The sequence below is a fragment of the Parahaliea aestuarii genome, assembly GCF_008064635.1.
Taxonomy (GTDB): domain Bacteria; phylum Pseudomonadota; class Gammaproteobacteria; order Pseudomonadales; family Halieaceae; genus Parahaliea; species Parahaliea aestuarii.
Window position 1 is genome coordinate 226,217 of record NZ_VRYZ01000001.1, and the last position, 17,973, is coordinate 244,189.

The 17,973-nt window shown below is 57.7% G+C and carries 15 protein-coding genes; 9 read left to right on the forward strand and 6 right to left on the reverse strand.

The window, feature by feature from the left end; genetic code table 11:
• Positions 1 to 48 precede the first annotated feature (48 nt).
• Positions 49 to 2,010 (reverse strand): NAD nucleotidase, encoded by a 1,962-nt coding sequence (gene nadN / locus FVW59_RS00945; RefSeq protein ID WP_187275698.1) that lies wholly within the window; start codon positions 2,008 to 2,010, stop codon positions 49 to 51.
• Positions 2,011 to 2,334: 324 nt separating this feature from the next.
• On the opposite strand from nadN, the gene FVW59_RS00950 reads away from it, so the two are divergent.
• Positions 2,335 to 5,127 (forward strand): ExeM/NucH family extracellular endonuclease, encoded by a 2,793-nt coding sequence (locus tag FVW59_RS00950; RefSeq protein ID WP_148062375.1) that lies wholly within the window; start codon positions 2,335 to 2,337, stop codon positions 5,125 to 5,127.
• Between the two features lie 57 nt (positions 5,128 to 5,184).
• Here FVW59_RS00950 and FVW59_RS00955 read toward each other — a convergent pair whose 3' ends face one another.
• Entirely contained in the window at positions 5,185 to 6,267 is a 1,083-nt protein-coding gene (locus FVW59_RS00955; RefSeq protein ID WP_148062376.1) for an alpha/beta hydrolase, read from the reverse strand.
• A gap of 94 nt (positions 6,268 to 6,361) precedes the next feature.
• A complete protein-coding gene (gene acs, locus FVW59_RS00960) occupies positions 6,362 to 8,293 on the reverse strand; it encodes an acetate--CoA ligase (RefSeq protein ID WP_148062377.1) in 1,932 nt (643 codons plus the stop codon).
• Positions 8,294 to 8,468: 175 nt separating this feature from the next.
• Between acs and ribA the strand changes: the two genes are divergently transcribed.
• Positions 8,469 to 9,059 carry a GTP cyclohydrolase II gene (gene ribA / locus FVW59_RS00965; protein WP_148062378.1) on the forward strand — a complete coding sequence of 197 codons (591 nt, stop codon included), beginning with the start codon at positions 8,469 to 8,471 and terminating at the stop codon, positions 9,057 to 9,059.
• Here ribA and FVW59_RS00970 read toward each other — a convergent pair.
• The 3 genes from FVW59_RS00970 to xseB are packed head-to-tail and all read right to left on the reverse strand — an operon-like array spanning position 9,056 to position 10,388.
• The gene (locus tag FVW59_RS00970) at positions 9,056 to 9,220 is read right to left on the reverse strand and encodes an addiction module protein (protein WP_148062970.1); all 165 of its coding nucleotides are present in this window, start codon (positions 9,218 to 9,220) and stop codon (positions 9,056 to 9,058) included. The genes ribA and FVW59_RS00970 overlap by 4 nt on opposite strands.
• A 55-nt stretch (positions 9,221 to 9,275) precedes the next feature.
• Positions 9,276 to 10,103, reverse strand: a complete 828-nt coding sequence (locus FVW59_RS00975; protein WP_246139590.1) for a polyprenyl synthetase family protein — start codon at positions 10,101 to 10,103, stop codon at positions 9,276 to 9,278.
• A 57-nt stretch (positions 10,104 to 10,160) separates the two neighbouring features.
• Positions 10,161 to 10,388 (reverse strand): exodeoxyribonuclease VII small subunit, encoded by a 228-nt coding sequence (xseB, locus tag FVW59_RS00980; RefSeq protein WP_187275699.1) that lies wholly within the window; start codon positions 10,386 to 10,388, stop codon positions 10,161 to 10,163.
• Positions 10,389 to 10,697: 309 nt separating this feature from the next.
• On the opposite strand from xseB, the gene FVW59_RS00985 reads away from it, so the two are divergent.
• From FVW59_RS00985 to FVW59_RS01015, 7 genes are all read left to right on the forward strand, one after another.
• Positions 10,698 to 11,642: a Gfo/Idh/MocA family protein gene (locus FVW59_RS00985; protein WP_148062380.1), complete on the forward strand. Its 945-nt coding sequence runs from the start codon at positions 10,698 to 10,700 to the stop codon at positions 11,640 to 11,642.
• A gap of 14 nt (positions 11,643 to 11,656) precedes the next feature.
• Entirely contained in the window at positions 11,657 to 12,241 is a 585-nt protein-coding gene (locus tag FVW59_RS00990) for an acyltransferase (protein WP_148062381.1), read from the forward strand.
• Positions 12,238 to 13,332 carry a DegT/DnrJ/EryC1/StrS family aminotransferase gene (locus FVW59_RS00995; RefSeq protein WP_148062382.1) on the forward strand — a complete coding sequence of 365 codons (1,095 nt, stop codon included), beginning with the start codon at positions 12,238 to 12,240 and terminating at the stop codon, positions 13,330 to 13,332. The genes FVW59_RS00990 and FVW59_RS00995 overlap by 4 nt, the downstream gene beginning before the upstream one ends.
• Before the next feature lie 2 nt (positions 13,333 to 13,334).
• A complete protein-coding gene (locus tag FVW59_RS01000) occupies positions 13,335 to 14,780 on the forward strand; it encodes a lipopolysaccharide biosynthesis protein (RefSeq protein WP_148062383.1) in 1,446 nt (481 codons plus the stop codon).
• Positions 14,781 to 14,855: 75 nt separating this feature from the next.
• Positions 14,856 to 15,500, forward strand: coding sequence for a class I SAM-dependent methyltransferase (locus FVW59_RS01005; RefSeq protein ID WP_148062384.1), 645 nt, complete (start codon positions 14,856 to 14,858; stop codon positions 15,498 to 15,500).
• Positions 15,501 to 15,603: 103 nt separating this feature from the next.
• Positions 15,604 to 16,680 (forward strand): non-hydrolyzing UDP-N-acetylglucosamine 2-epimerase, encoded by a 1,077-nt coding sequence (wecB, locus tag FVW59_RS01010; protein ID WP_148062385.1) that lies wholly within the window; start codon positions 15,604 to 15,606, stop codon positions 16,678 to 16,680.
• Positions 16,681 to 16,746: 66 nt separating this feature from the next.
• Entirely contained in the window at positions 16,747 to 17,907 is a 1,161-nt protein-coding gene (locus FVW59_RS01015; RefSeq protein WP_148062386.1) for a glycosyltransferase family protein, read from the forward strand.
• Positions 17,908 to 17,973: the final 66 nt, after the last annotated feature.

The window sequence follows — 17,973 nt, forward strand, 5'->3', positions numbered from 1 at the left end:
GAAGTTGGGGAAATACCCGCCGCTCCTGGGGGCGGCGGGGGCGGGACGTCAGAAGCCCTGGCAGTCGCTGGCGGTGCTGTGGTCGCAACCGTCGCTGCCGATGTAGGACTGGGTGGAGTACTCCTCGACGGGCAGTTTCGACAGGGGCAGGCCCATCTCGGTCAGCTGCTCCACGTAGTCGATAAAGCCCTGGGCGTACTCGGTGAAGGTATCCTCGAAATTGCCGGCGTCGAAGATGGGGCCGAAGGTGTCGTAGCCGTCCTGGCCGGAGGCGATGAAGTCGTTGGTGACCACGGTATACACCGCGGCGACATCAATCGGCATCCAGTCGCCCGCCACCCGCGGGTTCACCTCGACATTGCTGACCCTTGAGCCGAAGGGCTGCGAGGCGTCCACCGCGTAGCGCAGGCCGGAGGCATAGGGGTAGGAGCCGGTGGAGCCGCCGTCATCCAGGGCGTTGGCGAGGGCGTCTTCCAGCACGTCGATCACTTCCTGCCCGGTCATCTCCAGGGTCACCAGCGTGTTGGAGAAGGGCAGCAGGGTAAAGGCGTCGGCGATTGTGAAGTCGCCGGCGGCCACATCCACCCGCACGCCGCCGCCGTTCTGGATACCGATGTCGGCGGTGGGGGTCACCGTCATGAAGGCCTTGGCCACGATGTTGGAGATATCACTGCCCATGTTGTAGGTGGCGGAGATGTCGCACAGGGAAGAGCGCCCCTCATTGGGGAAGCGCTCCAGGCAGATGTCCTCGGCCACGCTGCCGATGATGGTCTGCTCCAGCACCGCCACCTCCTCATTGAAGCCCGCCAGCAGTTGCACCGTGGTGGCGTCTTCCATGGTGATGGCGATTTCGTCCTCGGCTTCCAGGGCGTTGCGCACCGCCAGGGCGTCGTTGCCGCCGAGGGTGCGGGTCTCGTCGTCATTGAACTCGAAGCTGAAGCTGTCGGCGACGGGCATCACTGGCATGCCGTTGCAGCTGGTGACCACCCCTTCGGCGTCGAAGCTGACCTCCAACTGGCCCAGCAGGTGGGCGTATTCCCAGGCCTGCACCACACACACGGTATTGCCATCGGTATCGGTGGTGAGGGTGGGGTATTCACCCACCGGGTTGAAGCCGAGGCTGGCGAAGGTGTCGTCCCCCAGCAGGGAGTGGGAGTCACCGCCCACGATCACGTCCACACCGGTCAGGTTCTGCGCCAGGGCGAGGTCGTTCTGGTAGCCGTAGTGGGTCAGCAGCACGATCTTGTTCACGCCCATATCCGTCAGCTCGTCGATGAACTGCTGGGCGGTCTCGGTTTCGTCGAGAAACTCAGTGCCCTCGTCGGGCCGTGAGGAGTTTTTGGTCTTGCCGGCGATATCGATGCCGATAATGCCGATTTGCTCACCGCCGCGCTCGACGATGGTATAGGGCTCGATATAGCCCTCGGCGATGGCGGAGTCCGGCCCCGGCACCACATTGGCGGCCAGGGTCGGCGTTTCGCAGGCGCCGCTGTTGAGGAAGTCCAGGAAATTGGCCAGCCCGGCATCGCCATCGTCAAACTCGTGGTTGCCCAGGGCAAAGGCGTCAAAGCAGATCTGGTTCATCACCTCGGCGTCGGCGCGGCCGTTGAACAGGCTGTAGTAGAGGGTGCCAGTAACGGCATCACCGGCGTGCAGCTTGATGACGTGCTCTGCGTTGGCGGCCAGTTCGTTGAACAGGGTCACCAGCATGGGGAAGCCGCCGTAGCTGACGTCCACTTCCTGTACCGGCTCGCCGGCCTCGGTGGTGGTGGCCAGGTTGAGGCCGGTGGCGTCGAAGCCGAAGCTTTCCGCCGCAATGTGGGAGTGGTGGTCGTTGAGGTGCAGCAGGGTCAGGTCAATCGCTTGGCCGCTGGGTTCAGGCTCGACCGGGACCTCCGGTACTTCGGGTTCAGCCGGTGTGTTATCGCGGTCGCTGCTGTCTGAGCAGCCCGCAATCAATAACAGGCTTCCCAGCGTGGCCGTGGTGACGGCCCGTGACAGACGGTGCATCATCTCTTCCCTCGTTGTGTTGTAGTGTTTCGCAATTCTCTGCCCGGTTCCGGCATATGCCGGAAGTCATCCACTTACGGGAGTCAGGGCACGCCACAGCGAGTCTGGAACCTGAATATGTTGATTGTGTGACCGGGGTATGACGTTGAGATGACTTTTTGGCGAACCGGCTCTGTAAAAAAACCGTCGCGCCACCGACACAAAACCGGCACAGGCCTGTCATCGAGATCTGTTGCACTTGGCATTCCAATGGTAATGCCGCCCTGCGGCGTTGCGCCCGGCGCGCGCGAGCGCGCTCAACCTGAATGGATATGCCTGCTGCTTATGAAACCATTGATGTTTGCCGGATCCCTGCTGGGCCTGACTGCCTGCGGCGCCGAGGCCGGAATGATGATTACCGCCGTTTTCGATGGCCCCCTCAGTGGCGGTGTACCCAAGGGGGTGGAGATCTTTGTTACCGAAGACATCGCCGACCTGAGTGTCTATGGCCTGGGTTCGGCCAACAACGGCGGTGGCAGCGACGGCGAGGAGTTCACCTTTCCCGCGGTGAGCGCCGCAGCGGGCGATTACCTCTACGTGGCCTCGGAAGAGACCGGGTTCACCGCTTTCTTCGGTTTTGCGCCGGACTACACTTCGAGCGCGATGTCGATCAACGGCGACGACGCCATCGAGCTGTTCCACAACGGTCAGGTGATTGACCTGTTCGGCGACATCAATGTGGATGGGTCCGGGCAGCCCTGGGACCATGTCGACGGCTGGGCGGCACGCATCAGCCGCACCGGCCCCTCCGCCAGCTTTGATCTCGGCGACTGGCTGTTCAGCGGTATCGATGCGCTCGACAACGCAGCGGACAATCTCACCGCGGCCACGCCGGTGCCCCTGTCAGGTAGCACCGGCGATGGTGGTAGCGGCGAGCCGCTGCCCCACGAACTGCAGCTGATTTCGGCGATACAGGGCACCCCGGCCACCCAGGGCAGCAATCAGTTTGGCGAAACTGATGTCAGCCCGCTGATAGACCGCCAGGTCATTGTGGAAGCGATCGTGACCGGTGACTTCCAGGACGGCGACGCCGACGATGCGCGCAACCTCTCGGGCTTTTTCCTGCAGGAAGAGGCCGCCGATGAAGACGGTGACCCGGCCTCGTCCGAGGGGCTGTTCGTGTACGACGATGGCTTCGGCGTGGATGTGAACCCGGGTGACCGGGTGCGTGTGTACGGCACCGTGAGCCAGTATTTCGGTGAAACGCAACTGAACACTGTCGTGGCGGTGGAAGTGCTGGCGACCGACCAGCTCGACCAGGTCGCGGTGGCGGATATCAGCCTGCCGGCGGCCGCCGTCAGCCGCGCCCAGAATGGCAGCTACCAGCCAGATCTGGAGGCCTGGGAGGGTATGCTGGTGCGTATCAACGGCGACCTGACCGTCACCGAGCAATACCAGCTCGACCGCTTCAACGAGATCCGCCTGGTGGCTGGCGAACGACCCTACCAGTTCACCCAGCTGTCGAGCCCCGATGTGGCCGGACTGGACGCCCACCTGCAGGCGCTGGGTGCGCGGCAGGTGGTCTATGACGATGGCCTCAACGTGCAGAATGCCGCCATCGACAATCTGGACGGCATGGCCGGTTACCGCGAACTGACAGCGCCGCGGATGGGCGACATGGTGGCGTCGCCGACCGGCGTGCTTGATTACAAGTGGGCGGGTAATTCAGCGTCCGGAGCGACCTGGCGCCTGCGCAGTCACCGGGACGGCAGCAATACCTTCACCAGCGTCAATCCGCGCCCGCTGCAGGCGCCAGGTGTCGGTGGCAACCTCTCGCTGGCCTCGCTCAATGTCCTGAACTTCTTCACCACACTGGATGACGGCAGCCAGAATACCGCGCTGGGCCTGGAACCGCGCGGCGCCAACACCGCGCAGGAGCTGGAGCGGCAGTTGGCGAAAACGGTCAACGCCATTCTCGCACTGGACGCCGATGTGCTCGGCCTGGTTGAAATCGAAAATCACTTCGACAGCAGCAACGACGGTTCCACCGCCGTCGAGGTGCTGGTCAATGCCCTCAACGAGGGCCTGGGTGAGGCCGTGTACGACTACGTTTACCCCGGCACCGCCTTCGCCGGCAGTGACGCCATCGCGACCGCGCTGGTTTACAAGCCGTCTGTACTGCGCCTGGCACCCGGCTCGGCCCCGGCGCTGCTGACCGATACCGCGGCGGCGCAGCTGGAAGCCTTTGCCGATCACGACTTTGCCGCTGACCCGATCTTCGAGGGCGAGGCCACCAACCGGGTGCCGCTGGCCGCAAGCTTCGAACATATCGAATCCGGCGAGGTGCTGACTGTGGCGGTGAACCACTTCAAATCCAAGGGCAGTTCCGGGCTGGAAGACAGCGCCAGCCCCAACTACGACCAGGCCGATGGCGCCGGCTTCTGGAACGCGCGCCGCGAGCTGGCCGCGCGCGCCCTGAGTGCCTGGCTGGACACGGCCCCCACCGGCGTTGCCAGCGAGCATGTGGCCCTGCTGGGTGACTTCAATGCCTATGCCATGGAGTCGCCGCTGCAGTACCTGTTGCAGCAGGGCTACGTCAATGTCGAGTCGCCGCAGGATTACTCCTATGTCTTTGACGGCCAGCTGGGCACCCTGGATTACGTCCTGCTGAGCGATGCCCTGGCACAGGCAATGACCGGCGCGCAGATCTGGCATATCAATGCCGACGAGGCCGATGCGCTGGATTACAACCTGGACTTCGGGCGCCTGCCGAGCTATTTCGATGCCGGCACGGCAACGCGCAACTCCGATCACGACCCGCTGCTGGTCGGCCTGCAGTTCAACGCGGTAGTACCCACGGTGGCGGGGGTGCTGGAGAGCCTTGCCAGCGCTATTGATGCCGGTGGTATCGATAACGCCAGGCTGGTCGATCGCATCCGTCTCGTTCTCTTCGTTGCCGGCCTCAAGGTGGCGGAACAACTGGAGCAGCGCGACCACGGGGCAGCCCTGTGCCGCAAGCTCGACTGGGCAGACCGGCTCAGCGATGGCGAACGCCGGCCCAGTGACTGGGTATCCGGCGCTGCAGTGCCCGACCTGAACGCGCAGTTGCGCGCCGTGAGCGCCGCCCGCGGCTGCTGAGCAGGGAGCAGGCCATCCTCCCGGGCCGGCTGACGGCCCGGGATTCCCGCAGCGGCGCTACAGCCGGTACAGGTTGCGGTCGGCGTGGTAGGTGAGGCTGGTTTCCGCGTTGCCGCCCTCGAACATGCGCTGGAACAGGCGCTTGAGACCGGCATTACCGCTCACCGGCTTGCCGCGGAAATAGCTGTGATCTGAACCGACGCCGCGACTGTCGGTGACATCCACGTAGTTGGCATTGCGTGCCAGCAGGTTGCGGGTGTGCTGGCCCAGCCGCTCGCGCTGTTCGCCGCCGGGTTTGCGCCGCGACCATTTCAGGGCGTAGTCGTTCTCGTTGATCACCACGTACAGCCGGTTGCGGCACTGCAGGCGCGGCACCCACAGCTCGTGCCCCGGGTTGTTGGCATCCGCGGCGATCAGGGCGATATTGTCGAACACCAGCTGGCGCAGGCTGCTGTCGCCGGGCATCGATGCGTATTTGACCAGGTAGTTGCCCATGCTGTGGCACAGCAGGTTCAGGGTTGTGCAGCACTCCTTTTCCAGCAGCCGGGAGAACAGGGCCTGGGCCTGCTCCGGGTTGGCCGGGTGCTTGCGCCGGGCCTGTTCCATCAGGTCGCTCTGGATGCCGGCGGTGAGCAGGGCGTGGTAGCGGTGCAGCAGGCCTACGGCGCGGTGCAGTGCGGTGGCGGAAGAGCGGGCGTCGTCCTTGTCGTTTTTGTAGGCCAGCGTGCCGCTGACGGCGCCGCCGCCGTTGGCGGGCCAGGAGAAGGGCACTACCAGCACGTTGTACAGCGCTTCCAGTTCCACTGCGGCGGTAAACACATCGCGCAGGTCATTGTTGTAGCCGTGCACCAGCAGCAGGATGTGCTTACCCTCGCGACGCGCCTGGTCGTAAACCGCGCAGGCCACTCGCAGGCTGGCGTACCAGGGGCTGTGGGTGTCGATGGGCAGGTTGTGCCGCCTGGCCAGCGATTCCACTTCGTCCCGGGAGAGGCGGTCGGCGAGAACGGCGGTGGTGAAGCGGGTTTTGCCGCTGACTTCCACCAGCCGCAACTCATTGGGGCCGCAGGGGTTCGGCTCGTGGCCGAACACATCCAGCCCGCCGCGCTCCTCGTGCAGAACCCGGTTGGTGATAACGAACATGGTGGCGCCCTCCCTGGTAGCTACTTTCCAAGGTAGGCCAGGGTCGGCCGGGGCGCCAGTGGGCGATCAGCTCGCCCCGACCCCCGGTTGCAGGCTAGCCGGCGCGGTTCTCGATCAGGCTGTCCACCACACTCGGGTCCGCCAGGGTCGAGGTATCCCCCAGGCTGCCCAGCTCGTTCTCGGCGATCTTGCGCAGGATGCGACGCATGATCTTGCCGGAGCGGGTTTTCGGCAGTCCCGGCGCCCACTGGATCACATCGGGCTTGGCGATGGGGCCAATCTCCTGCACGCAGAGCTTTACCAGTTCCTGCTTCAACGCGTCTGAGGGTTCCTCACCGTCCATCAGCGTGACGTAGCAGTAAATGCCCTGCCCCTTGATGTCGTGGGGGAAGCCCACCACCGCGGCTTCCGCCACCTTGTCGTGCAGCACCAGGGCGCTCTCCACCTCGGCGGTGCCCATGCGGTGGCCGGACACGTTCAATACATCGTCCACCCGGCCGGTGATCCAGTAGTAGCCGTCCTCGTCGCGGGTAGCGCCGTCACCGGTGAAGTAGTAACCGGGGTAGGTGCTGAAGTAGGTGTCGATCAGGCGCTGGTGATCACCGTACACGGTGCGGATCTGGGCCGGCCAGGAGGATTTCACCACCAGGTAGCCGGCCCCGGCGCCCTCGATCTCCGAGCCGTCCTCGTTCAGCAGCGCCAGGTCCACCCCGAACATGGGGAAAGAGGCGGAGCCGGGCTTGAGGTCGGTGGCGCCGGGCAGGGGGGTGATCATCTGGGCGCCGGTCTCGGTCTGCCACCAGGTGTCCACAATCGGGCAGCGGGAATCGCCCACTACCCGGTAATACCACTCCCAGGCCTCCGGGTTAATCGGTTCGCCGACACTGCCCAGCAGGCGCAGGCTGGCGCGGGAGGAGCGTTTGACCGGCTCGTCGCCCACCGCGTGCAGGGCGCGGATGGCGGTGGGGGCCGTGTAGAAGGTGGCCACCTGGTGCTTGTCGATCACCTCCCAGCAGCGGCCGGCATCGGGGTAGGTGGGCACGCCCTCGAACATCAGCGAGATGGCGCCATTGGCCAGGGGGCCGTACACGATGTAGGTGTGGCCGGTGACCCAGCCGACATCGGCGGTGCACCAGTAGACCTCGCCCTCGCGGTAGTCGAAGGTGTACTTGAAGGTCATGGCCGCCTGCAGCAGGTAGCCGGCGGTGCTGTGCAGCACGCCCTTGGGTTTGCCGGTGGAGCCGGAGGTGTAGAGGATGAACAGGGGGTCCTCCGCGTCCATGCTCTCGGGCTCGCAGTCGCCGGCGGCCGCGGCGGTGGCCTCGTGGTACCAGAGGTCGCGCCCTTCGCTCCAGGCTACGTCGCCGCCGGTACGCTGCACCACAATGCAGCTGTGCACATTGGGGCAGGCTGCGAGGGCGGCATCGGCATTGGCTTTCAGCGCTACTTTCTTGCCGCCGCGCAGGCCCTCGTCGGCGGTGATGAGGGTCTGGCAGTCGGAATCCAGAATGCGGTCCTTCAGGGCTTCCGGCGAGAAACCGCCGAACACCACCGAGTGGATGGCGCCGATGCGGGCGCAGGCCAGCATGGCGTAGGCCGCCTCGGGGATCATGGGCATGTAGATGCACACCCGGTCGCCTTTCTTGACCCCGCGCTCACGCAGCACATTGGCGAGCCGGCACACGGCTTCGTGCAGCTCGGCGTAGGTAATGTGCTTGCTGTCGGCGGGGTTGTCGCCCTCCCAGATGAAGGCGGTCTGGCCGGCGCGAGCGGGCAGGTGGCGGTCGATACAGTTGACGCTCACGTTCAGTTTGGCCCCGGCGAACCATTCCGCCTTGCCGATGGTGAGGTCGGCATTGACCACGCTGTCCCAGGGCTTGTCCCAGCTCAGGAACTGCTCGGCCTGTTCGCCCCAGAACCCGGCCGGGTCGTCAATCGACTGCCGGTACATCTCGCGGTAGCGGGCTGCGTTGATATGGGCGTCGCTGAAGCTGGCGGGGACCGGGTATACGCGGGATTCAGACATGGTTTTACTATCCGTGGTTATCATTTAGGGACTGATTGAGGGGTAGAGATGATACTCCTCAGGGAGTGTGTCGCAAGCGAGGGCTGTGCGCGACAGCGGCCAAACTACCGGCCCTCGCGCCCGCGCGTCAAAGTGGTAGAATGTCGGCCCTTTTTCAGACCCTCTAGGCCCGCTAGTGCCCACACGCTACGTAGAATCCGCCCGCCTGCCCACTGACTGGGGCGTGTTTGATATGCACGGATTTGAAGATGCCTCGGACAACAAGGAGCACGTGGTGCTGACCATGGGCGATGTGTCCGATGGCGAGCCGGTGCTGGCCCGGGTTCACTCCGAGTGCCTGACCGGCGACGCCCTGTTCAGCCTGCGCTGCGATTGCGGCAACCAGCTGGAAGCGGGTTTGAAGGCCATCTCCGAAGCCGGCCGCGGCGCCCTGTTCTACCTGCGCCAGGAAGGGCGCGGCATCGGCCTGCTGAACAAAATCCGGGCCTACAAACTGCAGGACGCCGGCGCCGACACCGTGGAAGCCAATGAGCAGCTCGGCTTCGGCGCCGACATGCGGGATTACTCCATCCTCGGCCCCATGCTGGAGCACCTCAACATCCAGCAGGTGCGCCTGATGACCAACAACCCCCGCAAGGTCGCCGCCCTGGAAGCTGCCGGCGTCAACGTGGTGGAGCGCATCCCCGTGCACACCGACCACAACCCCCACAACGAGAAGTACCTGAAAACCAAGGGCGCCAAGCTGGGGCATTTGTTTAACGATTAATTGCGCTGATCCTGCTCGAAAGCAGCAATTCTCCGGTCCAACTCTGCTGCCTGCTCGGAAGTGAGGGGAACTTCCGACTGTTCCTTCGCAAAACTGTCCCACAGGTCCTCGACCAGGCGGATGCGTTCTTCCACAGGCAGTTGACTAAATTGTGTGTCCATGGCTCGAATCATGCTCGTGGGCGGCATGGTGTCCAGCATGCCAGCAAATCAAAAACTAACGATCCCGCTCCACAATAAACCGCCCCAACTCCCGCAACATATCCGCCGACTCGCCAAACTCCGCCAGCGCCGCCAGCGCCTCATCCAGCAACCGCTGCGCCTCTGCCTTGGCTCCCTCCAGCCCCAGCAGCTTCACATAGGTCGCCTTGTCCGCCGCCTCGTCCTTGCCCTGGGTCTTGCCCAGTGTGGCCGTGTCGCCCTCCACATCCAGCACATCATCCACCACCTGAAACGCCAGCCCGATCCGTTCGGCATAGGTGTCCAGCGCAGCCAGTTGGGCGTCTGTTGCCCCGGCCGCAATCCCCCCCAGCGCCACCGAGGCGCGAATCAGCGCCCCGGTCTTCATGGCGTGCATGGCCTTCAGCTCGTCCAGCGTCAGCGCCTTGCCGGTGGACTGGATGTCCACATACTGGCCGCCCACCATGCCATTGAAGCCCGATGCCTCGGCCAGCACCTTGATCATCCGCACCTTCTGTTCCGCCGTCAGGTCCGGAGCGTCCGCGAGCAGCTCAAAGGCCCGCGCCTGCAGGCCATCGCCCACCAGAATGGCCGTGGCCTCGTCGAAGGCCTTGTGCAGGGTCGGCCTGCCCCGGCGCAGGTCGTCGTCATCCATGGCCGGCAGGTCGTCGTGGATGAGGGAGTAGGTGTGGATGAGTTCGAGGGCAGGGGCTGCCGAGTCGGCGGGTTCGTCACCGCCAATGGCGCGCGCCGCGCTGTAGCACAGGATCGGGCGAATGAGCTTGCCGCCGGAGGCGAGGGCGTATTCCAGGGGGGCTGCAAGGGATGGTGGCAGGTCTGTACTCTGTTTCGATAGGTCAGACAATACATTGATGCAGTTGGCACGCCTCTGCGCCATAAATTGGCTAAAGGTGATTTCCACTTATTCGGTCGCCTTGCCGTTTTCCTTACCGCTGGATGCCAGCAACTCCTGCACCTTCTGCTCTGTCTTGGACAGTTCCTCCTGTGCGGAGCGTACGAGATTAACTCCCTGTTCAAATTCCGCTATGGAGGTCTCCAGCGAGGTACTGGTATCTTCCAGAGTCGCGACTATTTGTTCGAGCGAGGTCAGTTTTTGGGCAAAGGTAGGAGTATTCTTTTTGGTCGCCATAGGGGGGCTCCTGAGTTGTGGCAGGATTATACCAACCATTGTCGAAAGATTGACCGTACGGGCAGATTTTCAAAGATTGGAAGTAGGCGCGGTGCTAGTATGCAGCGGGACAACCTGGTTTGACGTGGATGAAGTAATCGCTGGTGCAGTGGGTGATCGTTGCATTCTTCACAGTGCTATTGACGCTACGAGTTGGATTTTAAACCAGATCGTCACCTGGCTCTGGAGGACAAGGGGCAGGCATAATTCGAGCGACGCTATGCAGATGCTATACAAGTGGCCAATCGGGAAAGGTCTAAGGGAAAAAACATGAAGAACTTTGCCCTCATCGGGGCCGCCGGCTATGTCGCCCCGCGTCATATGAAGGCGATCAAGGACACCGGGAACCGTCTGGTTGCTGCGTTGGACAAGAGTGATTCTGTCGGGGTTATCGATAGTTACTTTCCCAATGCTGAATTTTTCACTGAGTTCGAACGTTTCGATCGACATCTGGACAAATTGAGGCGCTCGAACAATAGCAAGCAGGTCGATTGTGTGGCGATTGCCTCACCAAACTACCTACATGATGCACATGTGCGATTTGCTCTTCGTTCGCATGCCGATGCCATTTGTGAAAAGCCTCTTGTATTAAACCCCTGGAATATCGATGGGCTCCAAGATATCGAGCGGGATTCCGGCAGGCGGGTCAGCACGATCCTGCAGCTCAGGTTGCATCCAGCGGTCATCGAACTGAAAGAGATGGTAGCGGCGACAAAGGGAGACCATAAATTTGATGTTGACCTGACCTATATCACGGCCAGAGGCAATTGGTACTTCCGTAGCTGGAAAGGAGAGGAGAAGAAGTCCGGGGGTATTGCCACAAACATAGGGGTGCACTTTTATGACATGTTGCACTATGTGTTTGGTGATGTGCGACAAAATATTGTGCACCTGAACACGCCGGGGAAAGCCGCGGGCTATCTAGAGTACGAGAATGCCCGTGTCAGGTGGTTCCTGTCGGTGGATATCGATGATGTTCCTGAGGGGAAGCGCGCAGTAGGACAGCGTACCTATCGATCAATCACTGTTGACGGCAGTGAACTCGATCTTTCCACTGGCTTCACAGACCTGCATACCCGAAGTTATGAGGAGATTCTGGCAGGGAGGGGGTTCGGTCTGGACGAGAGCCGGGTAGCCATCGAAACCGTCGCGTACATCAGGAATGCCTCGGTCGCAAGCCCGAGCGGGGATTATCATCCCTTCCTGCAGTTATGAGTGGCGGCTCGGGTATGAAACCTTTCTTCCACGAAACTGCGGTCATTGACGAAGGTGCAAAGGTTGGTGAGCACTCTCGAATCTGGCATTTTGTTCATGTGTCAAGCGGTGCCCGGATCGGTAGACATGTGACTATAGGCCAGAACGTGTTCGTTGCCGGCACAGCGGTGATTGGGGACCATTGCAAAGTGCAGAACAATGTCTCCATTTATGACAATGTCACTCTGGAAGACTATGTGTTCTGTGGGCCAAGCGCGGTCTTTACCAATGTGCACAACCCCCGCGCGCACGTCGAGCGCAAGCATGAATATCGGGAGACACTGATAAAACGCGGTGCCACCTTGGGGGCAAACTGTACGATTGTGTGTGGCACTGTGGTGGGGTGCTATGCCTTCATTGGCGCTGGAGCTGTTGTCACCTCGGATGTTCAGGACTTCGCCCTGGTTGTGGGTGTTCCAGCCAGGCAGACTGCCTGGATAAGTCGCAATGGCGATAAGATTCCCATTCCATTGAAAGGCAAGGGAGAATATTGCTGCCCCCATACTGGCGATGTGTATTGCCTCGACGGTGACTCCTTAACCCTGGTTGATCCATCATGAAAATGCCTTTCGTTGATCTAAAAGCACAGTACGAGACGCTACGACCGCAGATTCAGGCACGCATCAACTCCGTTCTGGAGCATGGACAGTACATCATGGGGCCGGAAGTCGCTGAGTTGGAAGCACGCCTGGCTGACTTTACAGGGGCAAAGCATTGTATTTCAGTGAGCAGTGGAACAGATGCCCTGCTGATAAGCCTGATGGCGCTAGGCATTGGGGCTGGAGATGAGGTCATTACAACCTGTTTTAGCTTTGTCGCCACCGCAGAAGTTATCGTGCTGGCGGGTGCTACCCCGGTGTTTGTAGATATCGAAGCGGATACCTGCAACATTGACACGCACCAGATCGAATGCGCCATCACTGACAGAACCAAGGCGATAATTCCTGTCAGCCTGTATGGACAGCCAGCGGACATGCGGGAGATAAACGAAATTGCCGCAAGGCACGGCAACATACCTGTGATTGAGGATGCGGCGCAAAGCTTCGGAGCAATGTATGAGGATAGAAAGAGTTGTAATTTGTCTACCGTGGGTTGCACCAGCTTTTTTCCAAGTAAACCTCTCGGGTGTTTTGGTGATGGTGGAGCTGTTTTTACCTCCGATGACTCTATAGCGGAAGCTTGCAGGGAAATTCGCATTCATGGTCAAAGCGAAAGGTATTTGCATTCGAGGCTTGGGCTTGGAGGGCGAATGGATACTCTCCAGTGCGCAATAGTGCTTGCCAAACTCGATGAATTTGACAGGGAAATTCAGCTGCGTCAGGAAAAAGCCGAGTTATATAATCATTTGCTAGACGATGCAGCAGTCAGCCGGGTGCGACTAAAAGACGGTAGATCCTCGGTATATGGCCAGTACACGATATTTTCTACTAAGAGAGATGAGCTGCGCGCCGCACTATCGGGGGCAGGTATTCCCTCAGCCGTACATTATCCGACGCCAATACATTGCCAACCGGTTTTTCGCGATACCTTGGCCTTCAAGGAGTTAAATGTGGCTGAAGAAGTATGTGAATTAGTGCTAAGCCTGCCGATGAGCGCCTACATCTCTGAACAGCAACAGCGGTCGGTGGTGGATGCGCTACTAATGGCGTAAACATGGATGTTCAATCCATTTTTCGCATGCTGTTGCCGAAAAGTAGCTTTCTTCGGGGGGTAACTTACCTGATGGGAGGGAGTATCGGCGCCCACCTTCTTGTATTTCTTGTCTCGCCTCTTCTCACTCGAATCTATTCTCCGGCCGAACTTGGAAGTTTTGCGCTCCTCGCGGGCATAATTGCAGTGCCGGCACTCATCGCCAGTTTTAGATATGAACTTGCAATACCACTGCCTGAAAGCAACTCAGATGCACTGAGCTTGGCTCTCTTGAGTACATTGCTGGTCGGGGTCACCGGCATGCTGGCAACCTTGGTTATTGCGGTTTGTTTTGCTCTTGACCTTCATTCGAACTGGCCGCTGCCACTGCAGGAGTATGTTTGGCTTGTGCCAATTGGTGTATGCCTCGGAGGTTTGTTAAATGTAGTAAGTAATTACTCCGTGAGGCACAAGCTGTATAGCAGAGTCGCGTCTTCGCAGATCAAGCAAACTCTTGCTTCGATTTTTGTTCAATTCGCTGGATATTCCCTTGGTACGCTCGCGCTAATGGCCGCACAGTTCGCTAACCAAGTTGTTGGGTTGCTGTTTCTGGGTAGAGAGTTCATCGCTCGACTCTATGAAGAGAGGCCCACCTTCGTTGATATAAAGCGAGTCGCGGTGAGGTATAGCGCTTTTCCCTTTCATGCCACGATTGCCAGTATGTTGAACGTATTGAGCCAGCATTTACCTGCGTTCATCCTGTCCATGAATTTTGGCATAGCGGCTGCTGGCTTATATGCTCTGGTGTACAGGGTGCTGGCGGTGCCATCTTCAATGCTAAGTTCTGCTGTAAGCAGGGTGTTCCTGTCGCAGTTGCCGGAAGCTTCAAGAGAGGGCCGTTCTGCCGCCTTTGTATTGCACGGATCTGATTTCCTACTCAACTTTTCATTGCCACCGGTCATTCTCATGGCGATTCTCGCGCCAGATATTTTCGGCATAATTTTTGGGCATGAGTGGGAAGAATCAGGTCGGTTGGCACAATGGCTTCTATTATCTGTACTTTTCAGCTTTAACGTTTCTCCCGTCAGCACAGTTTTATATGTAGAAGATAGGCAGCGTCTGAACACTGTCCTACAAGGATTTCTGTTCACTGTTCGTCTTGCTGGCTTGCTGGCTGGTTCGATCATTGGTGATGCAGTCACAGCGATTGCACTTTACTCAATTGCCAGTGCGCTAGGTTATGGTATGTATCTTGTAGCTATCTTTCGCTTGAGTGCAGTGAGATTGGGGGATTATTTCGAGAAAGCATCGGTTGTATGTCTTTGGACCCTTTTCCTGCTCAGTCCATTATTGATGGCAAAATACTTAGGTGCAGATGATTTTTCGATGGCGCTGTTTGCATTGCTGGCATGCTTTTCTATATCCGCCCGGCTACTGGTAGTTCTCAAGCGCTTTTCAAGTATGCATTGACGCACAGTTCTATGCGCCTTTTTCTTTGTGGCTTTGGGGTTAATAAGATGGTCTTTGAGTTTTCTAGGGGTTGGAATGAATCAAAAAGGTGAGGACAGAGAGCGACAGCTAAATCTTGATTGCTATTTTAATGAAAACTATTTTGAGCTGGCCCAGCTCTGCTCCTATGCTCATCAGATAAGTGATATTTATCAAACCGGAGCTAGAGAAATCCTGGAAATAGGTGTTGGAAGTGGGTTGACATCCAGCTTTCTTAGGAAGTCCGGGCGCAAGGTAACAACGGCGGATATCAATCCCAATTTATCACCAGATATATGCGCACCTCTTTCCGAGTTAGGGAGGTATGTGGGTGAACTAAAGTATGACCTTGTGGTTTGCTGTGAGGTGCTCGAACATATGCCGTTTGAACAATTTGAGGAAAGTGTTGAGCTGTTGCGATCGTTCAGTAAGAATCTCTATTTGACTCTTCCTGCATATCGAAGAACTCTAGGATTTGGCGGTATGTTCCGTTTTCCAAGATTGGGGATGTTGCCTTTCAATTTTCACTTGGAGCTTCCTAACCGGAAGCCGATTTCACCGTCTCATTTCTGGGAAGTAGATTCAGAAAGTTTTAGCCGGAAATCCAATATAGTAGGTGTTCTTCGGAAATACTACAGCACCGTGAGCTGGGCGCGCTATGAACTTAATCCAAAGCATATTAAATTCGTGGCTGCAGCGTGAGTAAAGTCAATCTTACATTTGCCACTCTTCGTGCAAACTCTTTGGAGTTAAAACAATTAAATTGTATGGGTATGTTTAGGATGCAAGGAGTGTTAAAGAATTTATGAAGGTGTGTACTGTTATTGGTGCGCGACCTCAGTTTGTTAAGGCATCAGTGGTAACTGAGCAGTTTATGCATGCGGGTGTTGAGGAATATATTGTCCACACAGGGCAGCATTTTGATAAAAATATGTCAAATATTTTCTTCTCTGAACTTGGGCTTCGGAAGCCATGGCGTCATCTTGCGATAGGTGGCGGATCTCACGGGCAGAATACGGGCAGAATGATAGAAGGGATAGAGTCGGCTCTTCTGGACATCATGCCTGATTGGGTATTGGTTTACGGTGACACAGATAGTACGCTCGCAGGAACGATAGCCGCGGTAAAGCTACATATACCGGTCGCGCATGTGGAGGCTGGCCTGCGCAGCTATAACAGAAGCATGCCGGAGGAAATCAACAGAGTACTTACCGATCATGCGAGTGCTTTATTGTTTTCTCCAACCCTGGCTGCCGTAGAAAACCTGCAAAGAGAGGGCATTTCTGGGGAAAGTGTACTGCGGGTAGGTGATGTTATGTACGACGTTGCCCTTAAATATGGCAGCCAAGCCGGAGAATCCAGTCGGATATTGCAACATTTGAAGCTCCTTCCTGCGCATTATATTCTGGCGACTATTCATCGGCAGGAAAATACTGATGATCTATCGCGCCTGAAATGCATCTTAGAGGCCTTATCATCGAGCAGCGAAAAGATCGTGCTTCCTTTGCATCCCCGAACCAAATCCAGAATCCAGGAGTTCCAGCTTTCACTACCAGATAATGTGATGTGTATTGAACCTGTAGGTTATCTCGACATGGTCATGTTGGAGAAAAATGCGGCTGTTATTGTGACCGATTCTGGCGGGGTACAAAAAGAAGCATTTTTTTATCGCGTCCCTTGCATAACATTAAGAGCCGAAACGGAATGGCGGGAGCTCGTCGAGCTCGGATGGAACACTGTCGTTGAGCCAAAAAGCGTAGAACCAATTACCAAGGCTATTGAAGAAGCCAAGTCGCGGCCAGGGAACCTCACGGCAAGGCCGTTTGGTGACGGAAATGCGGCATCTCTGATTGCGAAAAGGCTAGCATGCTCATGCAACTAGTATTCGCTGGTTTGGTCTGGAGAGTTCAAAAAGTAGGGTTTGCCTTGCATGAAAGGAGCGGCGACGTTGTCTGATCGTTCTGCGTTGGTAATGTGTCTTGCAGATCCGGCAAGTAGTGGTCGTCCCAACAGATTTGTATGTTTGCTGCAGCGAGCGGGTTTTGTAGTAGACACTTTGAGTTATCAGGGTGTACGACGGCTTCCAGTGAGACACGGGTATAAACTTATACCCCCCGGCAAGGGGCGGGGAGCACGCTTCCTACGCATACTGAATTCTATAGCCGAGCAGGCATTTTGTAGGCTCGGCCTTGGCAGTCTTGCTCTGCAGCATTTGAATGACTTGCGCTATGGCCTTACCCGTATAGATGCAGGGCTCGCTAACCAGTCTTGGGACATGATTGTCGTTCAGGATTTGCAGCTATTGCCTCTTGCATTAAGGCTGAAGCGAGGTGCAAAAATAATTTTCGATGCTCGGGAATACTACCCGAAACAAAATGAGGAAAAATGGTCCTTTCGTTGGTTTGAGGCTCCGCAGCGAACTTGGATGTGCCGGAGGTATTTGCCGCAGTGCGATAAGTTACTCACGGTGTCACCGGGTCTTGCCAATGCATATCGACAAGAGTTTGGCGTGGAAATGCAATTATTCAGAAGTGTTTCTCCCTACGTAAATATCGAGCCAAGCACTGGTGATGGGGCGCGACTGCGTATGGTGCACCATGGCATTGCAAACTCAAATCGCGGCTTGGAAAAGATGATAGAAGTTGTCGAGCGGCTGGATGAGCGTTTCTGTCTGGATTTCTACCTCGTTGGGCCAGAAAGGAATATCGATGCGTTGAAAGCGCGAGCTGCGAGTTGCGATAGGATTCGGTTTCTCAAGCCTGTGCCATTTCAGCACATAGTTTCAATGTTGAATGAATACGATCTCGGGTTTTACTACTTGGAGCCTTCTGGGTTTAACGTCACCTACAACCTACCAAACAAATTTTTTGAGTTTATTCAGGCTAGGTTGGCTGTCGCTATCGGGCCCTCGCCCGATATGAAGAAGATCGTGGAAGAGCAAAAATTGGGTTTTGTTGCTAATAATTTCTCGATTGATGCAATGGTGGATCGGCTAAATGCACTCTCGTTGACAGATGTTAGAAATGCTAAAAGCAATTGTCACCAAGCTGCGAGAATCCTGTGCCTTGAGGAGGAGTCCCAGTCATTGTTGGCGTATATTTTGCGTTAGGATGGTATTGTCAATCCCATGGTAGCGAAACACCAAGAATCAATTTTACTATTGAAATGTGGCCAC

Excerpts from the sequence above, each read along its gene's own strand:
- FVW59_RS00950 (WP_148062375.1), top strand. The coding sequence starts at position 2,335 with ATGAAACCATTGATGTTTGCCGGATCCCTGCTGGGCCTGACTGCCTGC.
- FVW59_RS00970 (WP_148062970.1), bottom strand. The coding sequence starts at position 9,220 with ATGGACACACAATTTAGTCAACTGCCTGTGGAAGAACGCATCCGCCTG.
- FVW59_RS00985 (WP_148062380.1), top strand. The coding sequence starts at position 10,698 with ATGAAGAACTTTGCCCTCATCGGGGCCGCCGGCTATGTCGCCCCGCGT.
- xseB (WP_187275699.1), bottom strand. The coding sequence starts at position 10,388 with ATGGCGACCAAAAAGAATACTCCTACCTTTGCCCAAAAACTGACCTCG.
- FVW59_RS01005 (WP_148062384.1), top strand. The coding sequence starts at position 14,856 with ATGAATCAAAAAGGTGAGGACAGAGAGCGACAGCTAAATCTTGATTGC.
- nadN (WP_187275698.1), bottom strand. The coding sequence starts at position 2,010 with ATGCACCGTCTGTCACGGGCCGTCACCACGGCCACGCTGGGAAGCCTG.
- FVW59_RS01000 (WP_148062383.1), top strand. The coding sequence starts at position 13,335 with ATGGATGTTCAATCCATTTTTCGCATGCTGTTGCCGAAAAGTAGCTTT.
- FVW59_RS00995 (WP_148062382.1), top strand. The coding sequence starts at position 12,238 with ATGAAAATGCCTTTCGTTGATCTAAAAGCACAGTACGAGACGCTACGA.
- FVW59_RS00955 (WP_148062376.1), bottom strand. The coding sequence starts at position 6,267 with ATGTTCGTTATCACCAACCGGGTTCTGCACGAGGAGCGCGGCGGGCTG.
- acs (WP_148062377.1), bottom strand. The coding sequence starts at position 8,293 with ATGTCTGAATCCCGCGTATACCCGGTCCCCGCCAGCTTCAGCGACGCC.
- wecB (WP_148062385.1), top strand. The coding sequence starts at position 15,604 with ATGAAGGTGTGTACTGTTATTGGTGCGCGACCTCAGTTTGTTAAGGCA.
- FVW59_RS00990 (WP_148062381.1), top strand. The coding sequence starts at position 11,657 with ATGAAACCTTTCTTCCACGAAACTGCGGTCATTGACGAAGGTGCAAAG.